Raw genomic sequence first — 15,819 nt, 5'->3', positions numbered from 1 at the left:
ACCTACAACCTTATGCAAGTCAAAACAAAAGCCATCGTAATTTCTTCCCTAAAATATCAGGAAAAAAGCCTGATAGTGAAATGCTTTACACTAAGTGATGGCTTAAAAAGTTATTTTGTGCAAAGTGCTTTTTCGAGTAAAAAATCGAACCAAAAAATTGCCTATTTCCAACCGTTGACGCTCCTCGAAATCGAAGCCAATCACAAAAACAAAGGCACTTTGGAACATTTCAAAGAAATCAAATTGGCACACGCTTACCACACTATCAACACCGACGTCATCAAAAGTACTATCGTTATTTTTCTCTCAGAAATGCTCCACCACAGTATCCAAGAAGAAGAAAAAAACGAAAACTTATTTCTCTTTTTAGAATCAGCTTTACTTTGGCTCGACAATCACGAAGAAACGGCCAACTTTCACCTGATTTTACTTTTGGAAGTGACCAAATTCCTAGGCTTTTATCCGGACACAACCGATATAGACGGCAAACATTTTGAAATGAAAGACGGTGTTTTTTCCCCATTTTTGGGAACGAGTTGCCTCACCGAACATGAAACCCATTTGTTCAAAAAACTAATCGACCTAAAATTTGACAGCAATCAAAAGGTTTTTGCCGGTATCGAACGCCAAATTTTACTCAAAATCCTACTCGATTATTACACCATTCACCTCGACGGTTTCAAAAAACCAAAATCTCTGGAGGTTTTAAAGGAAGTTTTTGCTTAATATTTCAAAAACAAAGGCTGTTTTTAATTTTTCTTAAAAAACACTTCTGTTCCCTCTTTTTTCTTGCTTCTTTTCTCTCATTTATTCAAAATTCCTTACTTTCGCAACCTGATTTAAGAAAACGACAAAAATGAGTACTAAGTTTACTGAATACAAAGGACTTGACTTGCCTACCGTAGCCTCGGAAGTTCTTGATTTTTGGAAAAAAAATAACGTCTTTGAGCAAAGTGTAACTTCGCGTGAAGGTGCCACGCCGTATGTGTTTTTTGAAGGGCCGCCGTCTGCGAATGGTTTACCCGGGATTCACCACGTAATGGCCCGTGCGATTAAAGATATTTTTTGTCGTTATAAAACCCAAAAAGGGTTCCAAGTTAAGCGTAAAGCGGGCTGGGACACTCACGGTTTGCCTGTTGAATTGGGTACCGAAAAAGAATTGGGCATCACCAAAGAAGACATCGGGAAAACCATTTCCATCGAAGAATACAACGAAGCGTGTAAAAGAACCGTTATGCGCTACACGGACGTATGGAATGACCTAACCGAAAAAATGGGTTATTGGGTTGATATGGAAGATCCGTATGTGACTTACAAATCCAAATACATGGAAAGCGTTTGGTGGCTATTGAAACAAATCTACGATAAAGGTTTGTTGTACAAAGGCTACACCATCCAACCGTATTCTCCAAAAGCCGGAACCGGATTGTCTTCACACGAAGTCAACCAACCGGGAAGTTACCGCGATGTGACTGATACCACAGTGGTAGCACAATTCAAAACAAAACAGGAAACATTACCTTCTTTCCTTCAAGGATTTGGTGATATTCACATATTAGCTTGGACGACCACGCCATGGACGTTGCCCAGCAACACCGCTTTGACGGTCGGACCAAAAATCGAGTATGTTTTGGTGAAAACGTTTAACCAATACACTTTCGAACCGGTGAATGTTATTTTGGCTAAAAATTTAGTCGGAAAACAATTCGCAGGAAAATTTGTTTTGGCAGAAAGCGATGCCGATTTTGCCAATTACAAAGCCGAAGACAAAAAAATTCCATACCAAATTTTAGCCGAATGTAAAGGAAAAGATTTAATCGAAATCCGTTACGAACAGTTGATGCCATTGGTTTTACCATATCAAAATGCTGAAAATGCTTTTAGAGTAATTTCAGGAGATTTCGTTACTACAGAAGACGGAACCGGAATTGTACACACCGCGCCGACTTTTGGTGCCGATGATGCTAAAGTAGCCAAAGAAGCCACACCGGAAGTACCGCCAATGTTGGTTTTAGATGAAATCGGAAATCCTGTACCATTGGTAGATTTACAAGGAAAATTCATCCAAGGTTTGGGCGAATACTCCGGAAAATATGTAAAAAACGAATATTACGATGCCAATGATGTACCGGAACGTTCAGCTGATGTGGAAATTGCCATTCAGCTAAAAGAAGAAAACAAAGCTTTCAAAGTTGAAAAATACGTTCACAGTTATCCGCACAGTTGGAGAACCGACGAACCATTGTTATATTATCCGTTAGATTCTTGGTTCATCAAAGTAACTGACGTTAAAGACAGAATGTTCGACTTAAACGACACCATCAACTGGAAACCAAAAGCCACCGGTGAAGGCCGTTTCGGAAATTGGTTGAAAAATGCCAACGACTGGAACTTGTCGCGTTCCAGATATTGGGGAATTCCGTTACCTATTTGGAGAACTGAAGACAAACAAGAAGAAGTGCTTATCGGTTCAGTTGAAGAACTGTATAACGCTATAGAAAAAGCAATCCAAGCCGGTGTTGAAACCGTAAATCCTTTCAAAGGTTTTGAAATTGGAAACATGAGCGAGGAGAATTATGATTTGGTGGATTTACACAAAAATGTGGTCGATAACATCACCTTAGTTTCTCCATCAGGCAAACCAATGAAACGCGAAAGCGATTTGATTGACGTTTGGTTCGATTCGGGCGCCATGCCTTATGCACAATGGCATTATCCATTCGAAAACAAAGACAAAATTGACGAAAACAAAGATTTTCCGGCCGATTTCATCGCCGAAGGTGTTGACCAAACGCGTGGTTGGTTCTATACTTTACACGCTATCGGAACGTTGGTTTTTGACAAAGTAGCCTATAAAAATGTAGTGTCAAACGGACTAGTGCTAGACAAAAACGGACAAAAAATGTCCAAACGTTTGGGTAACGCCGTTGATCCATTCACCACATTAGCAGAATACGGTCCGGATGCTACTCGTTGGTACATGATTGCCAATGCGAATCCTTGGGACAACTTAAAATTTGACATTGAAGGTGTGGCTGAAGTGCGTCGTAAATTCTTCGGAACGCTATATAATACTTATTCGTTCTTTAGTTTATATGCGAACATCGACGGATTCAAATACGCAGAGGCGGAAATTCCGTTAAACGAAAGACCTGAAATTGACCGCTGGATTTTATCCGAATTGCATACGTTGATTAAAGTCGTGGATGAAGCTTACGCCGATTACGAACCAACAAAAGCTGCCAGAGCTATTTCTGATTTCGTTCAAGAAAATTTGAGCAACTGGTATGTTCGTTTGTGCCGAAGAAGATTCTGGAAAGGCGAATACGGCACCGATAAAATTGCGGCTTACCAAACCTTGTACACTTGTTTGTTAAACGTAGCGAAATTGTCTGCGCCAATCGCGCCATTCTTTATGGACAAACTTTACAGAGACTTAACGCAGGCAACACATACAGAGGAATTTGAGTCAGTACATTTGGCAAAATTTCCAAATTCAGTTGAAAACTTTGTTGATAAATCGTTAGAGAGTAAAATGATGAAAGCACAGACGGTTTCGTCACTGGTTTTATCACTCCGTAAAAAGGAGATGATCAAGGTGCGTCAACCGTTGCAAAAGGTAATGATACCAATACTTGACGAGCATCAACGTGCTGAAATCGAGGCGGTTTCCGACCTGATAAAAGCCGAAGTAAACGTCAAAGAAATCGAACTTTTAGACGATGCATCGGGCGTTTTGGTGAAGCAAATTAAGCCGAATTTTAAAACACTCGGACCTCGTTTTGGAAAAGACATGGGGCTGATTTCCAAAGAGATACAAAGCTTTACACCGGAGCAAATCAACGAGCTAGATGCCAAAGGTGAGCTAACGCTTGTTATTTCAGGAAAAAGTATAATTTTATCCTTAGAAGATGTTGAGATTTCTTCGCAAGATATTCCGGGTTGGTTGGTAGCCAATGCAAATGGCATAACTGTTGCGTTAGATATTACGCTGACCGAGGAATTGAAGAACGAAGGTATTGCCAGAGAATTGGTCAACCGAATCCAAAACCTAAGAAAAGACAGCGGATTTGAAGTTACTGATAAAATAAAAGTTCATTTACAACATAATGAGATATTGGCGAAAGCCATACAAGAAAACGAAAACTATATCAAATCTGAGACCTTAACCGAAACACTAGTTTTAGAGAATGAAGTTCCCAATGGTACTGAAATAGAATTCGATGAGATAAAAACACGAATATTAATTTCTAAATAATTAAGACAGATTATGGTAGAAGAAAAATTAAGATACTCAGATGCTGATTTAGCAGAGTTCAAAGAAATTATTTTAGCGAAAATTGAAAAAGCCAAAGCCGATTTAGACTTGATAAAAAGCGCGTACATGAACGATTTAAACAATGGTACCGATGATACATCACCAACGTTTAAAGCCTTCGAAGAAGGAAGCGAAACCATGTCTAAAGAAGCGAACTCTCAATTGGCCATACGCCAAGAGAAGTTTATCCGCGATTTAAAAAATGCCCTTTTCCGTGTGGAAAACAAAACTTACGGCGTTTGCAAAGTAACCGGTAAATTAATTTCTAAAGAAAGACTAAAAATCGTTCCTCATGCGACTATGAGTATAGAAGCCAAAAATTTACAACGATAATATACAATTTACTTTACTAAGTATAAAAAAGCCTCGATTTCTCGAGGCTTTTTTAATTATAAATTGATTTCACTTATCAGGGTCAAAGTGAAATTCGGTCCGTAATTGTATTGCTTAATATGATTATCCCCAACTACAATCAAGTGACTGTCTAACGGAATAATGTCTTTTACATTTCCGGCATAAGTGTTTTCCAAAGACAGGTTAGCACTATTGGTCGCATCAAAAATCTTTAATCCATTCGCCCCGCAACCCACATACAATACGTTATTCTTAATGCCTAAACCATACGGCTCATCCAGTAAATAAGTGGAAAGCAAAGTTGGATTGGCAATGTCTGTAACATCGATAACATTGATTTGATCGTCAATGGCGCCACAAGTTGAACCGCCGCGAACCGTAATATAAGCGGTATTTAGATAAACCACCACAGGATCACAAGCCGTAGCATGAGAAAACCCGGAAACAAAGTAAGGATTGAATTCATCTTCTGCATTTACCGTATACATTCCAGTGGTTGAGCCTACGAATAAAAAATCTTTCTGAATAAATAAGGTTTCAAACTCTCCTCCACCAAACCATTGGGTCATATAAATTTCTTTGTCAAAAAAGGCGTTAATCGGATCGGAAATATTGAAAACGTTCAACTTATAAGAGTCTATGGTATAAAGTGCGTCATTGTTGATTTGGAAACGAGCATACGAACCACCGGTTCCTATAGAGCCTGCGCTTGCGCTTTCAAATGCACCAAAAGCATCATTGGCTAAAATCAATTCTTGTCCTTCCAATCGGTCTTTCATTTCAATGGTAAATCCGGTTATGATTTCATTACCGGTCGGATAAACCGTATAATCATAAAACTCTGCGTCTTCAGGATACGTTGGAAAAAAAGCCACCGAATTTTCGATGGTTCTAACCAAAGTAATATTTTGAATATCGGTTATATCAAAAACCAGTAAATCCACAAAGTTGTCAGCATAAAGGTAATTGCCTTTTACAGAAATATCATGAACACCGGCCAAATTGATGAAAGCAATATTCACAGGCAAAGCCGGATTTGAATTGTTAAAAACATGCACGCCGGATTCTTGGGCAATGTAAAAAAGATAGTTTTCTGCTACATAAATCTTCCCGTCTGATTGGGTTTGTCTGGCGGCGGTTACAGCCACATCACCTCTGATTTCAGCCAATGATTTTATTACAGGAACGGCAAACCTTGCTTGCTCTGCATTATTATTGTCATTATCACAGGACAATGCCAATACAGAAAAAACAAAAATGGTGAGCAAATAAATTTTTTTCATATCAATAGTTTTATTGGTTACTGTTTCTCAAGGATGAAGAAAAACAGTTTGGGTTGCTTGTAACAGTAAAATTACTAATTCTTTTGTTAACTGCGGTAAATTGTATTGGATGAGAATTATAACTATAAAAATATTATGTTTTTTGTATAATAATATTGTTATTTTTGCGCCATTAAAACCCGAAGAATGTCATTACGCAATTCCATTTTAATCATCGCGATTATTTTATTGATAGATCAATTTTCCAAGATATATATCAAAACTAATTTTATCCTTGGTGATGAATATAAAGTTTATGATTGGTTTAAGATTTATTTCATAGAAAATGACGGAATGGCTTGGGGAACAAAAATTCCGGGAACACACGGTAAATTAATTTTGACCATTTTCCGACTATTGGCCATTACCGGAATCGGTTATTGGTTGTATGATGCCAGTACCAAACATTCTTCCAGGTATTTAATGGTAGCCATTTCACTCATATTTGCCGGAGCAGTAGGCAACATTATAGATTCTGTTTTTTACGGCCAACTTTTTAGCGACAGTCACCATCAATTGGCCGAAATGTTTACCGACAAACCTTATCAAAAATGGTTTCACGGTGAAGTGGTAGACATGTTGTATTTTCCAATCTTCGAAGGTCATTTTCCAGATTGGATGCCTATTTGGGGCGGACAACCTTTCAAATTCTTCAATGCCATTTTTAACGTAGCCGATGTAGCAATATCGACAGGCGTTGGGATTTTGATTGTTTTCAACAAAAAGGCTTTCGCAAAAAAAACGGTTATCGAAAGCTATAAAGAGTCAAAGGAGTAATACAATAATCCAAACGAATATCGGTAGCAGAAACATCTTCAATCAAATCTTCCGGTTCAAAGAAAGACAAACCTATTTTAATAACATCTTCTTTGCACTTGGACAAAAAGGTATCATAGAATCCTTTGCCATAACCCACTCGATTGCCCTTTGTATCATAAGCTAAAAGCGGCACAAAAACGACGTCGATTTTTGAAGTTGGGACTTCTATTCCATCTACGGGTTCGTAGATATTGTACTCGTTTTTTTGGAACTTAGTATTGTCGGTAAGCAAATAATGGGTCATTTCGAGTGTTTCAAAATTACTTTTGGCCACTACAATTTCTTTGTCTTTTCCGGCTAAGATTTGCAAAACAAACTCGGTGTCTACTTCCCTTTGTTCTTCAATGGTCAGGAACAAATGAAAATAGGTTTGTTCCCAAATTTCAACTCCTTCTGCGGTAGTGCCCAATTGTAATAATCTATTAGCAATGGCCAAACTTTTATCTTCCAATTCTTCCTCAGAAAATGCCTGTCGGAGCTCTTTATACTTTTTACGTAAGTCTTTTTTCAACATAATTAATAGCCATCAAATCTTCCATAAAAGTAGTCAAATGTTCAACTTCTACGTGATCCATCAACACAATTTTGTACCATTGGTTGTTTCCGTCATGTTGTTGCGGCACCAAATCGTATTTCTCTGCTATTTTTTCGGGTATAAACTCCGCTTTAATCGTCACTATATTCATAAAAGGCTCTCGGAAATACTGAATATTCATCGCGTCCAATTGGTTACATAAAAACTGCGTCCGCATTTGCAAAACACTCACTTTTTCAAACCAACCATTAGGTCCATAAGTAAATAATATCATCCAAACCGCCACGGCATTGGCACCACTTCTGCTGCCGCACAACGTTAAATCCATTCCTTCAACGTATTCTGCTTCTTTGGTTAAGACGTTTTCGATATAGCCTTTTCGGCAAATAAAAACGCCGGTTCCGTATGGTGCTTGTAACATTTTGTGCGCATCAATGGTGATAGAACTAATCTTCGGATTGCTGAAATTAATCGCCGATTCTTGGTTGCTAAAAGGATAAACAAAACCGCCGTAAGCACCGTCAATATGCAATTTATAGGGTAACTGATGCTTCTCTAAAACCTCGATATAATCTTCAGGATTGTCTACTGAGCCAAACATCGTTGTGCCCAAATTGGAAACCGCTATAAAATATTTCTTGCCTGCTTTTTGAGCCTCTAGAATGATTTGTTCCAATTGCTTTTTGTCAATCGCACGCGTATCAAAATCAACCGGAATCTTCAGCCAATCGAGTTGTAACAAATTAGACGCTTTCGGAATCGAATAATGCGTATCTTCTGAAGCTACAATGACAATTTCTTCTCCTTTGGCGTCAAAATTATTCATAAAATAATTGCGGAACATCCAAATGGCTTGGATATTGGCTTCAGTGCCGCCGGGCGAAATGTAACCATCAAAACCATTCGGCTCTGCCTTAAAAATATCAACCGCAATAACATTCAATACTTCTCGTTCTATGTCATGTGTACCATTAAAGGCTTTCTCAGAAGTGCCAAAAGTGTGACAACCAATGTTATTCGGATTGGCCACATAAGTTTGTAAAACGGGTGCATCTTTTAAAAATGGCGCGTCATCGTTAAATACTCTACTGTCCAATTTTGACGCAGGATAACCCAATGAAATGTCTCTTGAAAAATTGACATTAGCCCGCAATATCTTCTCTATACAATCTTTTCTTCGGTCGTTGGTGAGTTTTTTCCAGAATTTCATACCTAAATTTTTGACAAAACTAAGGTTTCGCCTCAGCAAAAAACATGATAAATGTTAGGCTTTACTCCTCTTGTATTTAATCAGATTTCCGTTAACTTTGTTTTTATGGAAATCCCTTCTATAGAACTCCAACTCCAAACCTTACCCGACAGTCCGGGCGTTTATCAGTATTATGATAAAGAGGCGAAGATTTTATATGTAGGCAAAGCCAAAAACCTAAAGAAAAGGGTTACTTCCTATTTTAATAAACTCCACGACAACGCTAAAACAAATGTGTTGGTCAAGAAGATAGTTGAAATCAAACACATAGTCGTTTCCTCAGAAGCCGATGCGCTTTTGTTGGAAAACAACCTCATCAAAAAACTACAGCCACGCTATAATGTTTTGCTCAAAGACGACAAAACCTATCCGTGGATTTGCATCAAAAAAGAACCGTTTTCAAGGATATTCCCCACACGCAGAATGGTCAAAGACGGCTCGGAATATTTTGGTCCGTACACCAATTTCAAAACGGTCAACACGATTTTAGATTTAATTAAAGAATTGTATCCGCTGCGTACTTGCAACTACGATTTAAATGACGCCAATATCAAATCGGGTAAATACAAAGTGTGTTTGGAATACCATATTGGCAACTGTAAAGGCCCATGTGAAGGCTATGAAACTTTGGAACATTACCAAAAGCAAGTCGATGCCATTCGCGAAATACTAAAAGGCAATTTCAAAGACAGTTTGCGCGATTTTAAAAAACTGATGCAGGAATTGGCCATTGAAATGAAATTCGAAGCCGCACAGAAAATCAAAGAAAAAATTGAAGTCCTCGAAAATTACCAATCGCGTTCAACCATTTTAAATCCGAAAATTTCGAATGTAGATGTGTTTTCTATTGTTTCCGATGAAACTATGGCTTATGTCAATTTCTTGCAAATAGCCCACGGTGCGATTATCCGTTCGCACACGATGGAAATCAAAAAGAAGCTCGACGAAACTGACGAAGAATTACTAGAATTGGCTGTTGTGGAATTGAGAGAACGTTTTCATTTGACTACCAAAGAAATTATTTTGCCGTTCGAACTCGATTTTGGCGATAAAATAAAAGTCACCGTACCACAACTCGGCGACAAAAAACAAATCTTAGAATTGTCGCAACGCAATGCCAAATACCAGCGTTTGGAACAACTCAAACAAATTCAGATTGTCGACCCTGAAAGGCATACGACCCGAATTATGGCACAAATGCAGAAAGATTTACGCCTTTCGACTGAACCAAGACATATTGAATGTTTTGACAACTCGAATATTCAGGGAACGAATCCGGTTTCGGCTTGTGTGGTTTTTAAAGACGGCAAACCTAGCAAAAAAGATTATCGTCATTTCAACATCAAAACCGTCGAAGGTCCGAATGACTTTGCCTCTATGGAAGAAGTCGTTTACCGAAGATACAAACGAATGCTTGATGAAAACCAACCTTTACCTCAACTGATTATCATTGATGGCGGCAAAGGACAATTGTCTTCGGCACTAAAAAGTATCGATGATTTAGGATTGCGTGGTAAAGTCGCCATCATTGGCATTGCCAAAAGACTGGAAGAGTTATTTTATCCCGGCGATTCGGTGCCACTTTATTTGGACAAAAAATCGGAAACTTTAAAAATCATCCAACATTTGCGCAACGAAGCACACCGTTTCGGAATTACGCACCATCGTCACAAACGCAGCAAATCGGCTTTGCAAACTTCGATGGAAACCATTCCGGGAATTGGTGAAAAAACCATGCTGACTTTAATAAAACATTTTAAAAGTGTTAAAAGATTGCAATTGGCCACAGAAAAAGAAATTTCTGAGGTTGTTGGTGCCTCAAAAGCCAAAAAAATTTCCGAATTTTACGCAATCGGTAAATCCTAGTCTCAATTTATGAAAAAAACTATACTACTTCTTGTTGGACTCTTTTTTCTTCAAGTGGTTGTGGCACAAGATTCGACTAAAACCAAAAGACCTAAAATCGGATTGGTACTTAGTGGCGGTGGTGCCAAAGGTTTTGCTCATATTGGTGTTTTGAAAGTTTTAGAAGAAAACGGAATCAAAGTAGATTATATTGGCGGCACCAGTATGGGCGCGGTGGTTGGTGGCTTGTATGCTTCAGGTTACAGCGCTACGCAAATAGATTCTATTTTTTACAACACTAACTTTGACGAATTGCTGCAAGATTACATTCCGCGTTCCTCCAAAAATTTTTATGAGAAGCGAAATGACGAAATGTATGCGATTTCCTTACCGTTTCACAAATTTAAAATCGGGATTCCCATTGCGCTTTCTAAGGGAATGTATAACTATAATTTGTTGTCAAAACTGACGCATAAAGTAAGACACGTTAGAAAATTTGACCAACTCCCAATTCCGTTTTTATGTGTAGCAACAGATATTGAAACAGGGGAAGCCATTATCTTGAAAGATGGTTATTTGGCCCAAGCTTTGTTGGCCAGTTCTGCTTTTCCTTCATTATTTTCTCCGGTAGAAATTGACGGCAGGGTTTTAATTGACGGTGGTGTGGTCAATAACTATCCTGCAGAAGAAGTACGTAAAATGGGTGCCGATATTATCATTGGCGTTGATGTTCAAGACGATTTAAAAAATCGAGATGCATTGAAAGATGCTACTCGGATTTTGGTTCAAATCACCAATTTGGACATGATTAAAAGCATGAATGAAAAAAAGAGAATTACGGATATTTACATCAAACCCGACATTTCCAACTATGGTGTGATTTCCTTTGACCAAGGCAGGGAAATTATTAAAAAAGGGGAAATCGCCGCATTGCTCGAATTGGAAAAAATAAAACGGTTGGCTAATCAGAATAGCTCTTTTAAGTTGAATAATCATTCCCGAAGCACTGACTCCTTGTTTATTAAAAGTATCAGCCTTAACAAATTAGACAATTACACCAGAGCCTACGTATTGGGGAAACTGCGTTTTAAAAACGGCAAAAAAATCAGTTACGATGATTTAAAAACCGGAATTAACAATATCAATGCTACGCAAAACTTCAGTAGAATAAGTTATACTATTGAACCTTATCAAGGTGCCGATGAGTTAAAATTAAACCTTACTGAAAATGCCACCAAAACCTTTTTAAAATTTGGTTTACACTATGACGGCTTATATAAAAGTGCACTTTTAACCAACATCACTCAAAAAAAATCACTCTTTAAAAACGATGTCGTTTCGCTCGATATTGGTCTTGGTGATAATATTCGTTATAATTTAGACTATTATATTGACAATGGTTTTTACTGGAGTTTCGGACTCAAATCTCGTTTCAATCAATTCAATCGAAATGTCGCCACCGATTTTAGAGACGGAGAAGTTTTGGGGCAATTGGGTTTAAGTACGCTCAATATTGACTTTTCAGATTTTACCAACCAAGCTTACATGCAAACGGTTTTCATACAAAAGTTTCTCATTGGTGCCGGAGTAGAATGGAAATATTTAAAAATAAGAACTGACAACCTAAGCGAAGTCAATCCAACCTTTGAAAAAAGTTCCTACGCAAGTGTTTTTGGGTATATGAAATATGACTCTTTTGATAATAAATTATTTCCAAAAAAAGGCTGGTTTTTTTCCGGGGATATTCAATCATTTCTTTATTCATCAGATTATACAAGGGAATTTAACCGATACTCGATAGCCAAAGGAGAAATCGGAATAGTCAAAACATTTTACAAAAAAGCCACCATCAAATTGCAATCTGATTTAGGATTTGTTTTTGGAAATGACAGTGTACATTTTTTTGATTTTGTACTTGGTGGTTATGGTTATAATACCATTAATAACTTTAAACATTTTTATGGTTATGACTTTTTAAGTCTCTCTGCCGATAGTTATATCAAGTCATGTATTACTTTTGATTACGAATTTTTCAAAAAAAACCACGTCAATTTTGCCGCTAACTTTGCCAATGTAGAAGATGATTTGTTCCGAACCGGAAATTGGCTTTCGAAACCAACTTACAACGGTTACGCCATTGGATACGCTTTAGAATCCGTCATCGGTCCGGTAGAAGTCAAATACAGTTGGTCACCTGAACTCACCCGAGGCTATACTTTTATCAGTATCGGATTTTGGTTCTAAAATTTTAATTGAATCGCAAAATATATATTTTTGCCGTACATGAAACATAAAAAACTATATTTGAAAGCTATTAACTAAACTAACTATTTATGTCGATTTGGAAAAGAAAACCCATGGCGCTACTATTAGCAGAAGCGTCAGAATCTGAAAAAGGATTAAAAAGAACACTAACCGCTTGGTCTTTGGTTGCTTTAGGAATTGGTGCTATTATTGGTGCCGGTTTATTCGTTAGAACTGCCACTGCTGCCGCTCAAAATGCCGGACCATCTGTAACCATTGGTTTTATTGTAGCCGCTATCGGTTGTGCTTTAGCCGGATTGTGTTACGCTGAATTATCTTCTTCTATTCCTATAGCCGGAAGTGCTTATACCTATACTTATGCCACAATGGGAGAATTCCTTGCGTGGATTATTGGATGGGATTTAATTTTAGAATACGCTGTAGGTGCTGCTACTGTTGGTATCGCTTGGAGTGAATACCTCAACAACCTGCTGGTCAATGTGCTCCATGTGAGCCCAATTCCGTATGAATTTTGTCATTCGCCGTTCCAAACTTCTTTAGATGGCGTTAACGGAATCATCAATTTACCGGCTTTATTCATTGTTGGGGCAATCAGTTTGCTTTTAATCAAAGGAACGCAAGAATCCGCTTTTGTAAACGGAATTATTGTAGTGGTGAAAGTAGCCATTGTGGTAATGATTATTGTTTTTGGATGGAGTTTTATCAACGATGCCAATCACACACCATATATTCCGGAACCGGGAATCTTTACAGACGAACATGGTATTGGTCATAGTTATGGCGGTATTATGGGAATTCTCGGTGCAGCAGGAACAGTTTTCTTCGCTTTCATCGGATTTGATGCCGTGAGTACAGCCGCTCAAGAAACTAAAAATCCGAAACGCGATATGCCGATAGGAATTTTAGGGTCATTGGCTATTTGTACCGTTTTATACATCTTGTTCGCTCACGTTTTAACCGGTGTGGCTACTGTTGAAGATTTCAGAACCGGCGGAAAAGAAGCTTCAGTTTCTTTTGCTATTCAAAAATATATGGTTGGCTACGAATGGTTGGCACAGTTTGTTACTGTGGCAATTTTAGCCGGATTCTCTTCGGTGATTTTGGTAATGTTATTAGGTCAATCCAGAGTTTTCTACTCTATGGGTAAAGATGGTTTGTTACCAAAAGCTTTCAGTGAAGTACATCCAAAATACAAAACACCATACAAAGCTAATTTAGCTATCTTAGTAATTGTTGGCCTTTTCGCCGCTTTTGTTCCCGGTGACATTGTAGGTGATATGACTAGTATCGGAACCTTATTCGCTTTTATTTTAGTTTGTATTTCTGTAATTGTGTTGAGAAAAACCGAGCCCGATATGAAACGCGAATTCAAAACGCCTTTTGTTCCATTGGTACCAATATTAGGAATAGTAGTTTGTTTGGCTATGATTTATGGTTTAGGTTGGACAAACTGGTTAAGATTGCTTGGTTGGTTGGCCTTAGGTTTTATAGTTTACTTTGGTTACAGTAAAAAAAGAAGCAAACTAAACAATCCTAAAGAATAATTCAATCCTAAAATTTAAATCCAAAGGATTAAAGAGTCTATCAAAACTCTTTAATCCTTTTTTGTTTTTTAAAAAATTGACAATTATCATTTTTAGAATTCATATTATTACGATATTTGTATAGCAAAAAATCATGATATGATAATATTATTAGCCATTATTGCCGCTTTTGGAATGGGAATCGTTGTAGGTAAAAATCTAAAAGATAAATAATCTCAAAACATGACGTTAGCTTGGCAAGATTTATTGGCGCATTTAAAATTCCTCATCAAGAGAAATCCTGAGTGAGCATTCTTTCTTTTAGCTGAAAATCTCAGCCTAATTTATTTCGAATTAATAAATTTCAAATTAAAAGATTATGCCATTATATCATAAACTGGGAAACATTCCCCCTAAAAGACACACCATCTTTCGCAAACCTAACGGCGACTTGTATTACGAACAATTGTTCGGTACTGTAGGTTTTGACGGTATGTCAACCAACTCTTATCACGAGCATCGACCAACACAAGTAAAGGAAATCAGAAGTCAATACAGTGTTGCACCCAAAATTTCTAAAGCCAATAATATTCAATCGTATCGCCTACGCGGATTTCAGGTAAATCCGGAAAACGACTTTTTGGAAAGCCGAAAAATTGTCTTAACCAACTCGGATTGCCACATAGTGTTGGCCGCACCCAAAAAATCGACCACCGAGTATTTCTATAAAAATACCGATTCCGATGAAATGATTTTTATCCACAAAGGTTCCGGAAAATTGAGAACCATGTTGGGCAACATCGATTTCAAATACGGAGATTATTTAATCATTCCTCGTGGAATCATCTACAAAATAGATTTTGATACCGAAGACAATCGTTTGTTCATTGTTGAATCTCACCGACCAATTTATACGCCAAAACGCTACAGAAACTGGTTCGGACAATTGTTAGAACATTCTCCTTTTTGCGAACGCGATATTCGTCGACCATACGAATTAGAAACCCATGACGAAAAAGGGGAATTTGTAATCAAAGTCAAAAAGAAAGACGAAATTTTTGATATGGTTTATGCCACGCATCCTTTTGATGTTATTGGTTATGACGGTTATAATTATCCGTATGCCTTCTCTATTCATGACTTTGAGCCGATAACGGGAAGAATTCACCAACCGCCACCAGTGCACCAAACTTTTGAAACCGATGCGTTTGTAGTTTGTTCTTTCGTACCGCGTTTATACGACTACCATCCTGATGCCATTCCGGCACCATACAACCACAGCAACATCGATTCTGATGAAGTATTGTACTATGTAGACGGAGATTTCATGAGCCGAAACGACATCGAAGCCGGACACATTTCATTGCACCCGGCCGGAATTCCGCATGGCCCGCATCCGGGAGCTGCAGAGAGAAGTATTGGTAAAAAAGACACCCAAGAATTGGCAGTAATGGTAGATACTTTCAAACCTTTAATGGTAACTGAAGAAGCCATGAAAATTGCCGATGACAAGTATTTCCAATCTTGGTTAGAGTAAAAAATTAAACACAACTTTCGGGGAATGACATTCCCTTTTAAATAGATTTGAT

11 protein-coding genes are annotated in these 15,819 nt (G+C 37.9%); 8 read left to right on the top strand and 3 right to left on the bottom strand.

Annotation, left to right across the window (positions count from 1 at the left end; translation table 11 throughout):
- Nucleotides 1-12 precede the first annotated feature (12 nt).
- The 3 genes from recO (at nucleotide 13) to ACK4HO_RS01550 (ending at nucleotide 4,651) form a co-directional block, all read left to right on the top strand.
- A complete protein-coding gene (gene recO / locus ACK4HO_RS01560) occupies nucleotides 13-726 on the top strand; it encodes a DNA repair protein RecO (protein ID WP_409661591.1) in 714 nt (237 codons plus the stop codon).
- A 130-nt stretch (nucleotides 727-856) separates the two neighbouring features.
- A complete protein-coding gene (gene ileS / locus ACK4HO_RS01555) occupies nucleotides 857-4,258 on the top strand; it encodes an isoleucine--tRNA ligase (RefSeq protein WP_409661588.1) in 3,402 nt (1,133 codons plus the stop codon).
- A gap of 12 nt (nucleotides 4,259-4,270) precedes the next feature.
- Complete coding sequence (locus ACK4HO_RS01550; protein WP_121312043.1) at nucleotides 4,271-4,651, top strand: TraR/DksA family transcriptional regulator; 381 nt, start codon at nucleotides 4,271-4,273, stop codon at nucleotides 4,649-4,651.
- A gap of 56 nt (nucleotides 4,652-4,707) precedes the next feature.
- Here ACK4HO_RS01550 and ACK4HO_RS01545 read toward each other — a convergent pair whose 3' ends face one another.
- Nucleotides 4,708-5,955 carry an LVIVD repeat-containing protein gene (locus tag ACK4HO_RS01545; RefSeq protein ID WP_409661585.1) on the bottom strand — a complete coding sequence of 416 codons (1,248 nt, stop codon included), beginning with the start codon at nucleotides 5,953-5,955 and terminating at the stop codon, nucleotides 4,708-4,710.
- Between the two features lie 186 nt (nucleotides 5,956-6,141).
- Between ACK4HO_RS01545 and ACK4HO_RS01540 the strand changes: the two genes are divergently transcribed.
- On the top strand, nucleotides 6,142-6,771 hold the full coding sequence (locus ACK4HO_RS01540) for a lipoprotein signal peptidase (RefSeq protein WP_409661582.1): 630 nt from the start codon (nucleotides 6,142-6,144) through the stop codon (nucleotides 6,769-6,771).
- On the opposite strand, the gene ACK4HO_RS01535 is transcribed toward ACK4HO_RS01540, so the two are convergent.
- Together ACK4HO_RS01535 and ACK4HO_RS01530 are read right to left on the bottom strand one after the other, a co-directional pair.
- Nucleotides 6,740-7,327, bottom strand: coding sequence for a 5-formyltetrahydrofolate cyclo-ligase (locus tag ACK4HO_RS01535; RefSeq protein WP_409661579.1), 588 nt, complete (start codon nucleotides 7,325-7,327; stop codon nucleotides 6,740-6,742). The two genes, ACK4HO_RS01540 and ACK4HO_RS01535, sit on opposite strands and share 32 nt — an antisense overlap.
- Nucleotides 7,305-8,558 carry a pyridoxal-dependent decarboxylase gene (locus tag ACK4HO_RS01530; protein ID WP_409661576.1) on the bottom strand — a complete coding sequence of 418 codons (1,254 nt, stop codon included), beginning with the start codon at nucleotides 8,556-8,558 and terminating at the stop codon, nucleotides 7,305-7,307. Before ACK4HO_RS01530 ends, ACK4HO_RS01535 begins: the two co-directional genes overlap by 23 nt.
- A gap of 105 nt (nucleotides 8,559-8,663) precedes the next feature.
- On the opposite strand from ACK4HO_RS01530, the gene uvrC reads away from it, so the two are divergent.
- The 4 genes from uvrC to ACK4HO_RS01510 all read left to right on the top strand — a co-directional run bounded on the left by uvrC (nucleotide 8,664) and on the right by ACK4HO_RS01510 (nucleotide 15,767).
- Nucleotides 8,664-10,463, top strand: coding sequence for an excinuclease ABC subunit UvrC (uvrC, locus tag ACK4HO_RS01525; protein ID WP_409661573.1), 1,800 nt, complete (start codon nucleotides 8,664-8,666; stop codon nucleotides 10,461-10,463).
- A gap of 9 nt (nucleotides 10,464-10,472) precedes the next feature.
- Nucleotides 10,473-12,686: a patatin-like phospholipase family protein gene (locus ACK4HO_RS01520; RefSeq protein WP_409661570.1), complete on the top strand. Its 2,214-nt coding sequence runs from the start codon at nucleotides 10,473-10,475 to the stop codon at nucleotides 12,684-12,686.
- Nucleotides 12,687-12,775: 89 nt separating this feature from the next.
- Entirely contained in the window at nucleotides 12,776-14,251 is a 1,476-nt protein-coding gene (locus tag ACK4HO_RS01515) for an amino acid permease (RefSeq protein WP_409661567.1), read from the top strand.
- 358 nt (nucleotides 14,252-14,609) lie between these two features.
- Complete coding sequence (locus ACK4HO_RS01510; protein ID WP_409661564.1) at nucleotides 14,610-15,767, top strand: homogentisate 1,2-dioxygenase; 1,158 nt, start codon at nucleotides 14,610-14,612, stop codon at nucleotides 15,765-15,767.
- Nucleotides 15,768-15,819 lie beyond the last annotated feature (52 nt).

The sequence above is a fragment of the Flavobacterium sp. genome, from assembly GCF_046296355.1.
In the GTDB taxonomy this organism is placed as follows: domain Bacteria; phylum Bacteroidota; class Bacteroidia; order Flavobacteriales; family Flavobacteriaceae; genus Flavobacterium.
The sequence above is the reverse complement of the archived record's forward strand: the minus strand, read 5'-3'. Positions and strand labels throughout refer to the sequence as shown.

Bases quoted from the DNA above. Each gene is read 5' to 3' on its own strand.
- recO (WP_409661591.1), top strand. From the start codon at position 13: ATGCAAGTCAAAACAAAAGCCATCGTAATTTCTTCCCTAAAATATCAG.
- ileS (WP_409661588.1), top strand. From the start codon at position 857: ATGAGTACTAAGTTTACTGAATACAAAGGACTTGACTTGCCTACCGTA.
- ACK4HO_RS01550 (WP_121312043.1), top strand. From the start codon at position 4,271: ATGGTAGAAGAAAAATTAAGATACTCAGATGCTGATTTAGCAGAGTTC.
- ACK4HO_RS01545 (WP_409661585.1), bottom strand. From the start codon at position 5,955: ATGAAAAAAATTTATTTGCTCACCATTTTTGTTTTTTCTGTATTGGCA.
- ACK4HO_RS01540 (WP_409661582.1), top strand. From the start codon at position 6,142: ATGTCATTACGCAATTCCATTTTAATCATCGCGATTATTTTATTGATA.
- ACK4HO_RS01535 (WP_409661579.1), bottom strand. From the start codon at position 7,327: ATGTTGAAAAAAGACTTACGTAAAAAGTATAAAGAGCTCCGACAGGCA.
- ACK4HO_RS01530 (WP_409661576.1), bottom strand. From the start codon at position 8,558: ATGAAATTCTGGAAAAAACTCACCAACGACCGAAGAAAAGATTGTATA.
- uvrC (WP_409661573.1), top strand. From the start codon at position 8,664: ATGGAAATCCCTTCTATAGAACTCCAACTCCAAACCTTACCCGACAGT.
- ACK4HO_RS01520 (WP_409661570.1), top strand. From the start codon at position 10,473: ATGAAAAAAACTATACTACTTCTTGTTGGACTCTTTTTTCTTCAAGTG.
- ACK4HO_RS01515 (WP_409661567.1), top strand. From the start codon at position 12,776: ATGTCGATTTGGAAAAGAAAACCCATGGCGCTACTATTAGCAGAAGCG.
- ACK4HO_RS01510 (WP_409661564.1), top strand. From the start codon at position 14,610: ATGCCATTATATCATAAACTGGGAAACATTCCCCCTAAAAGACACACC.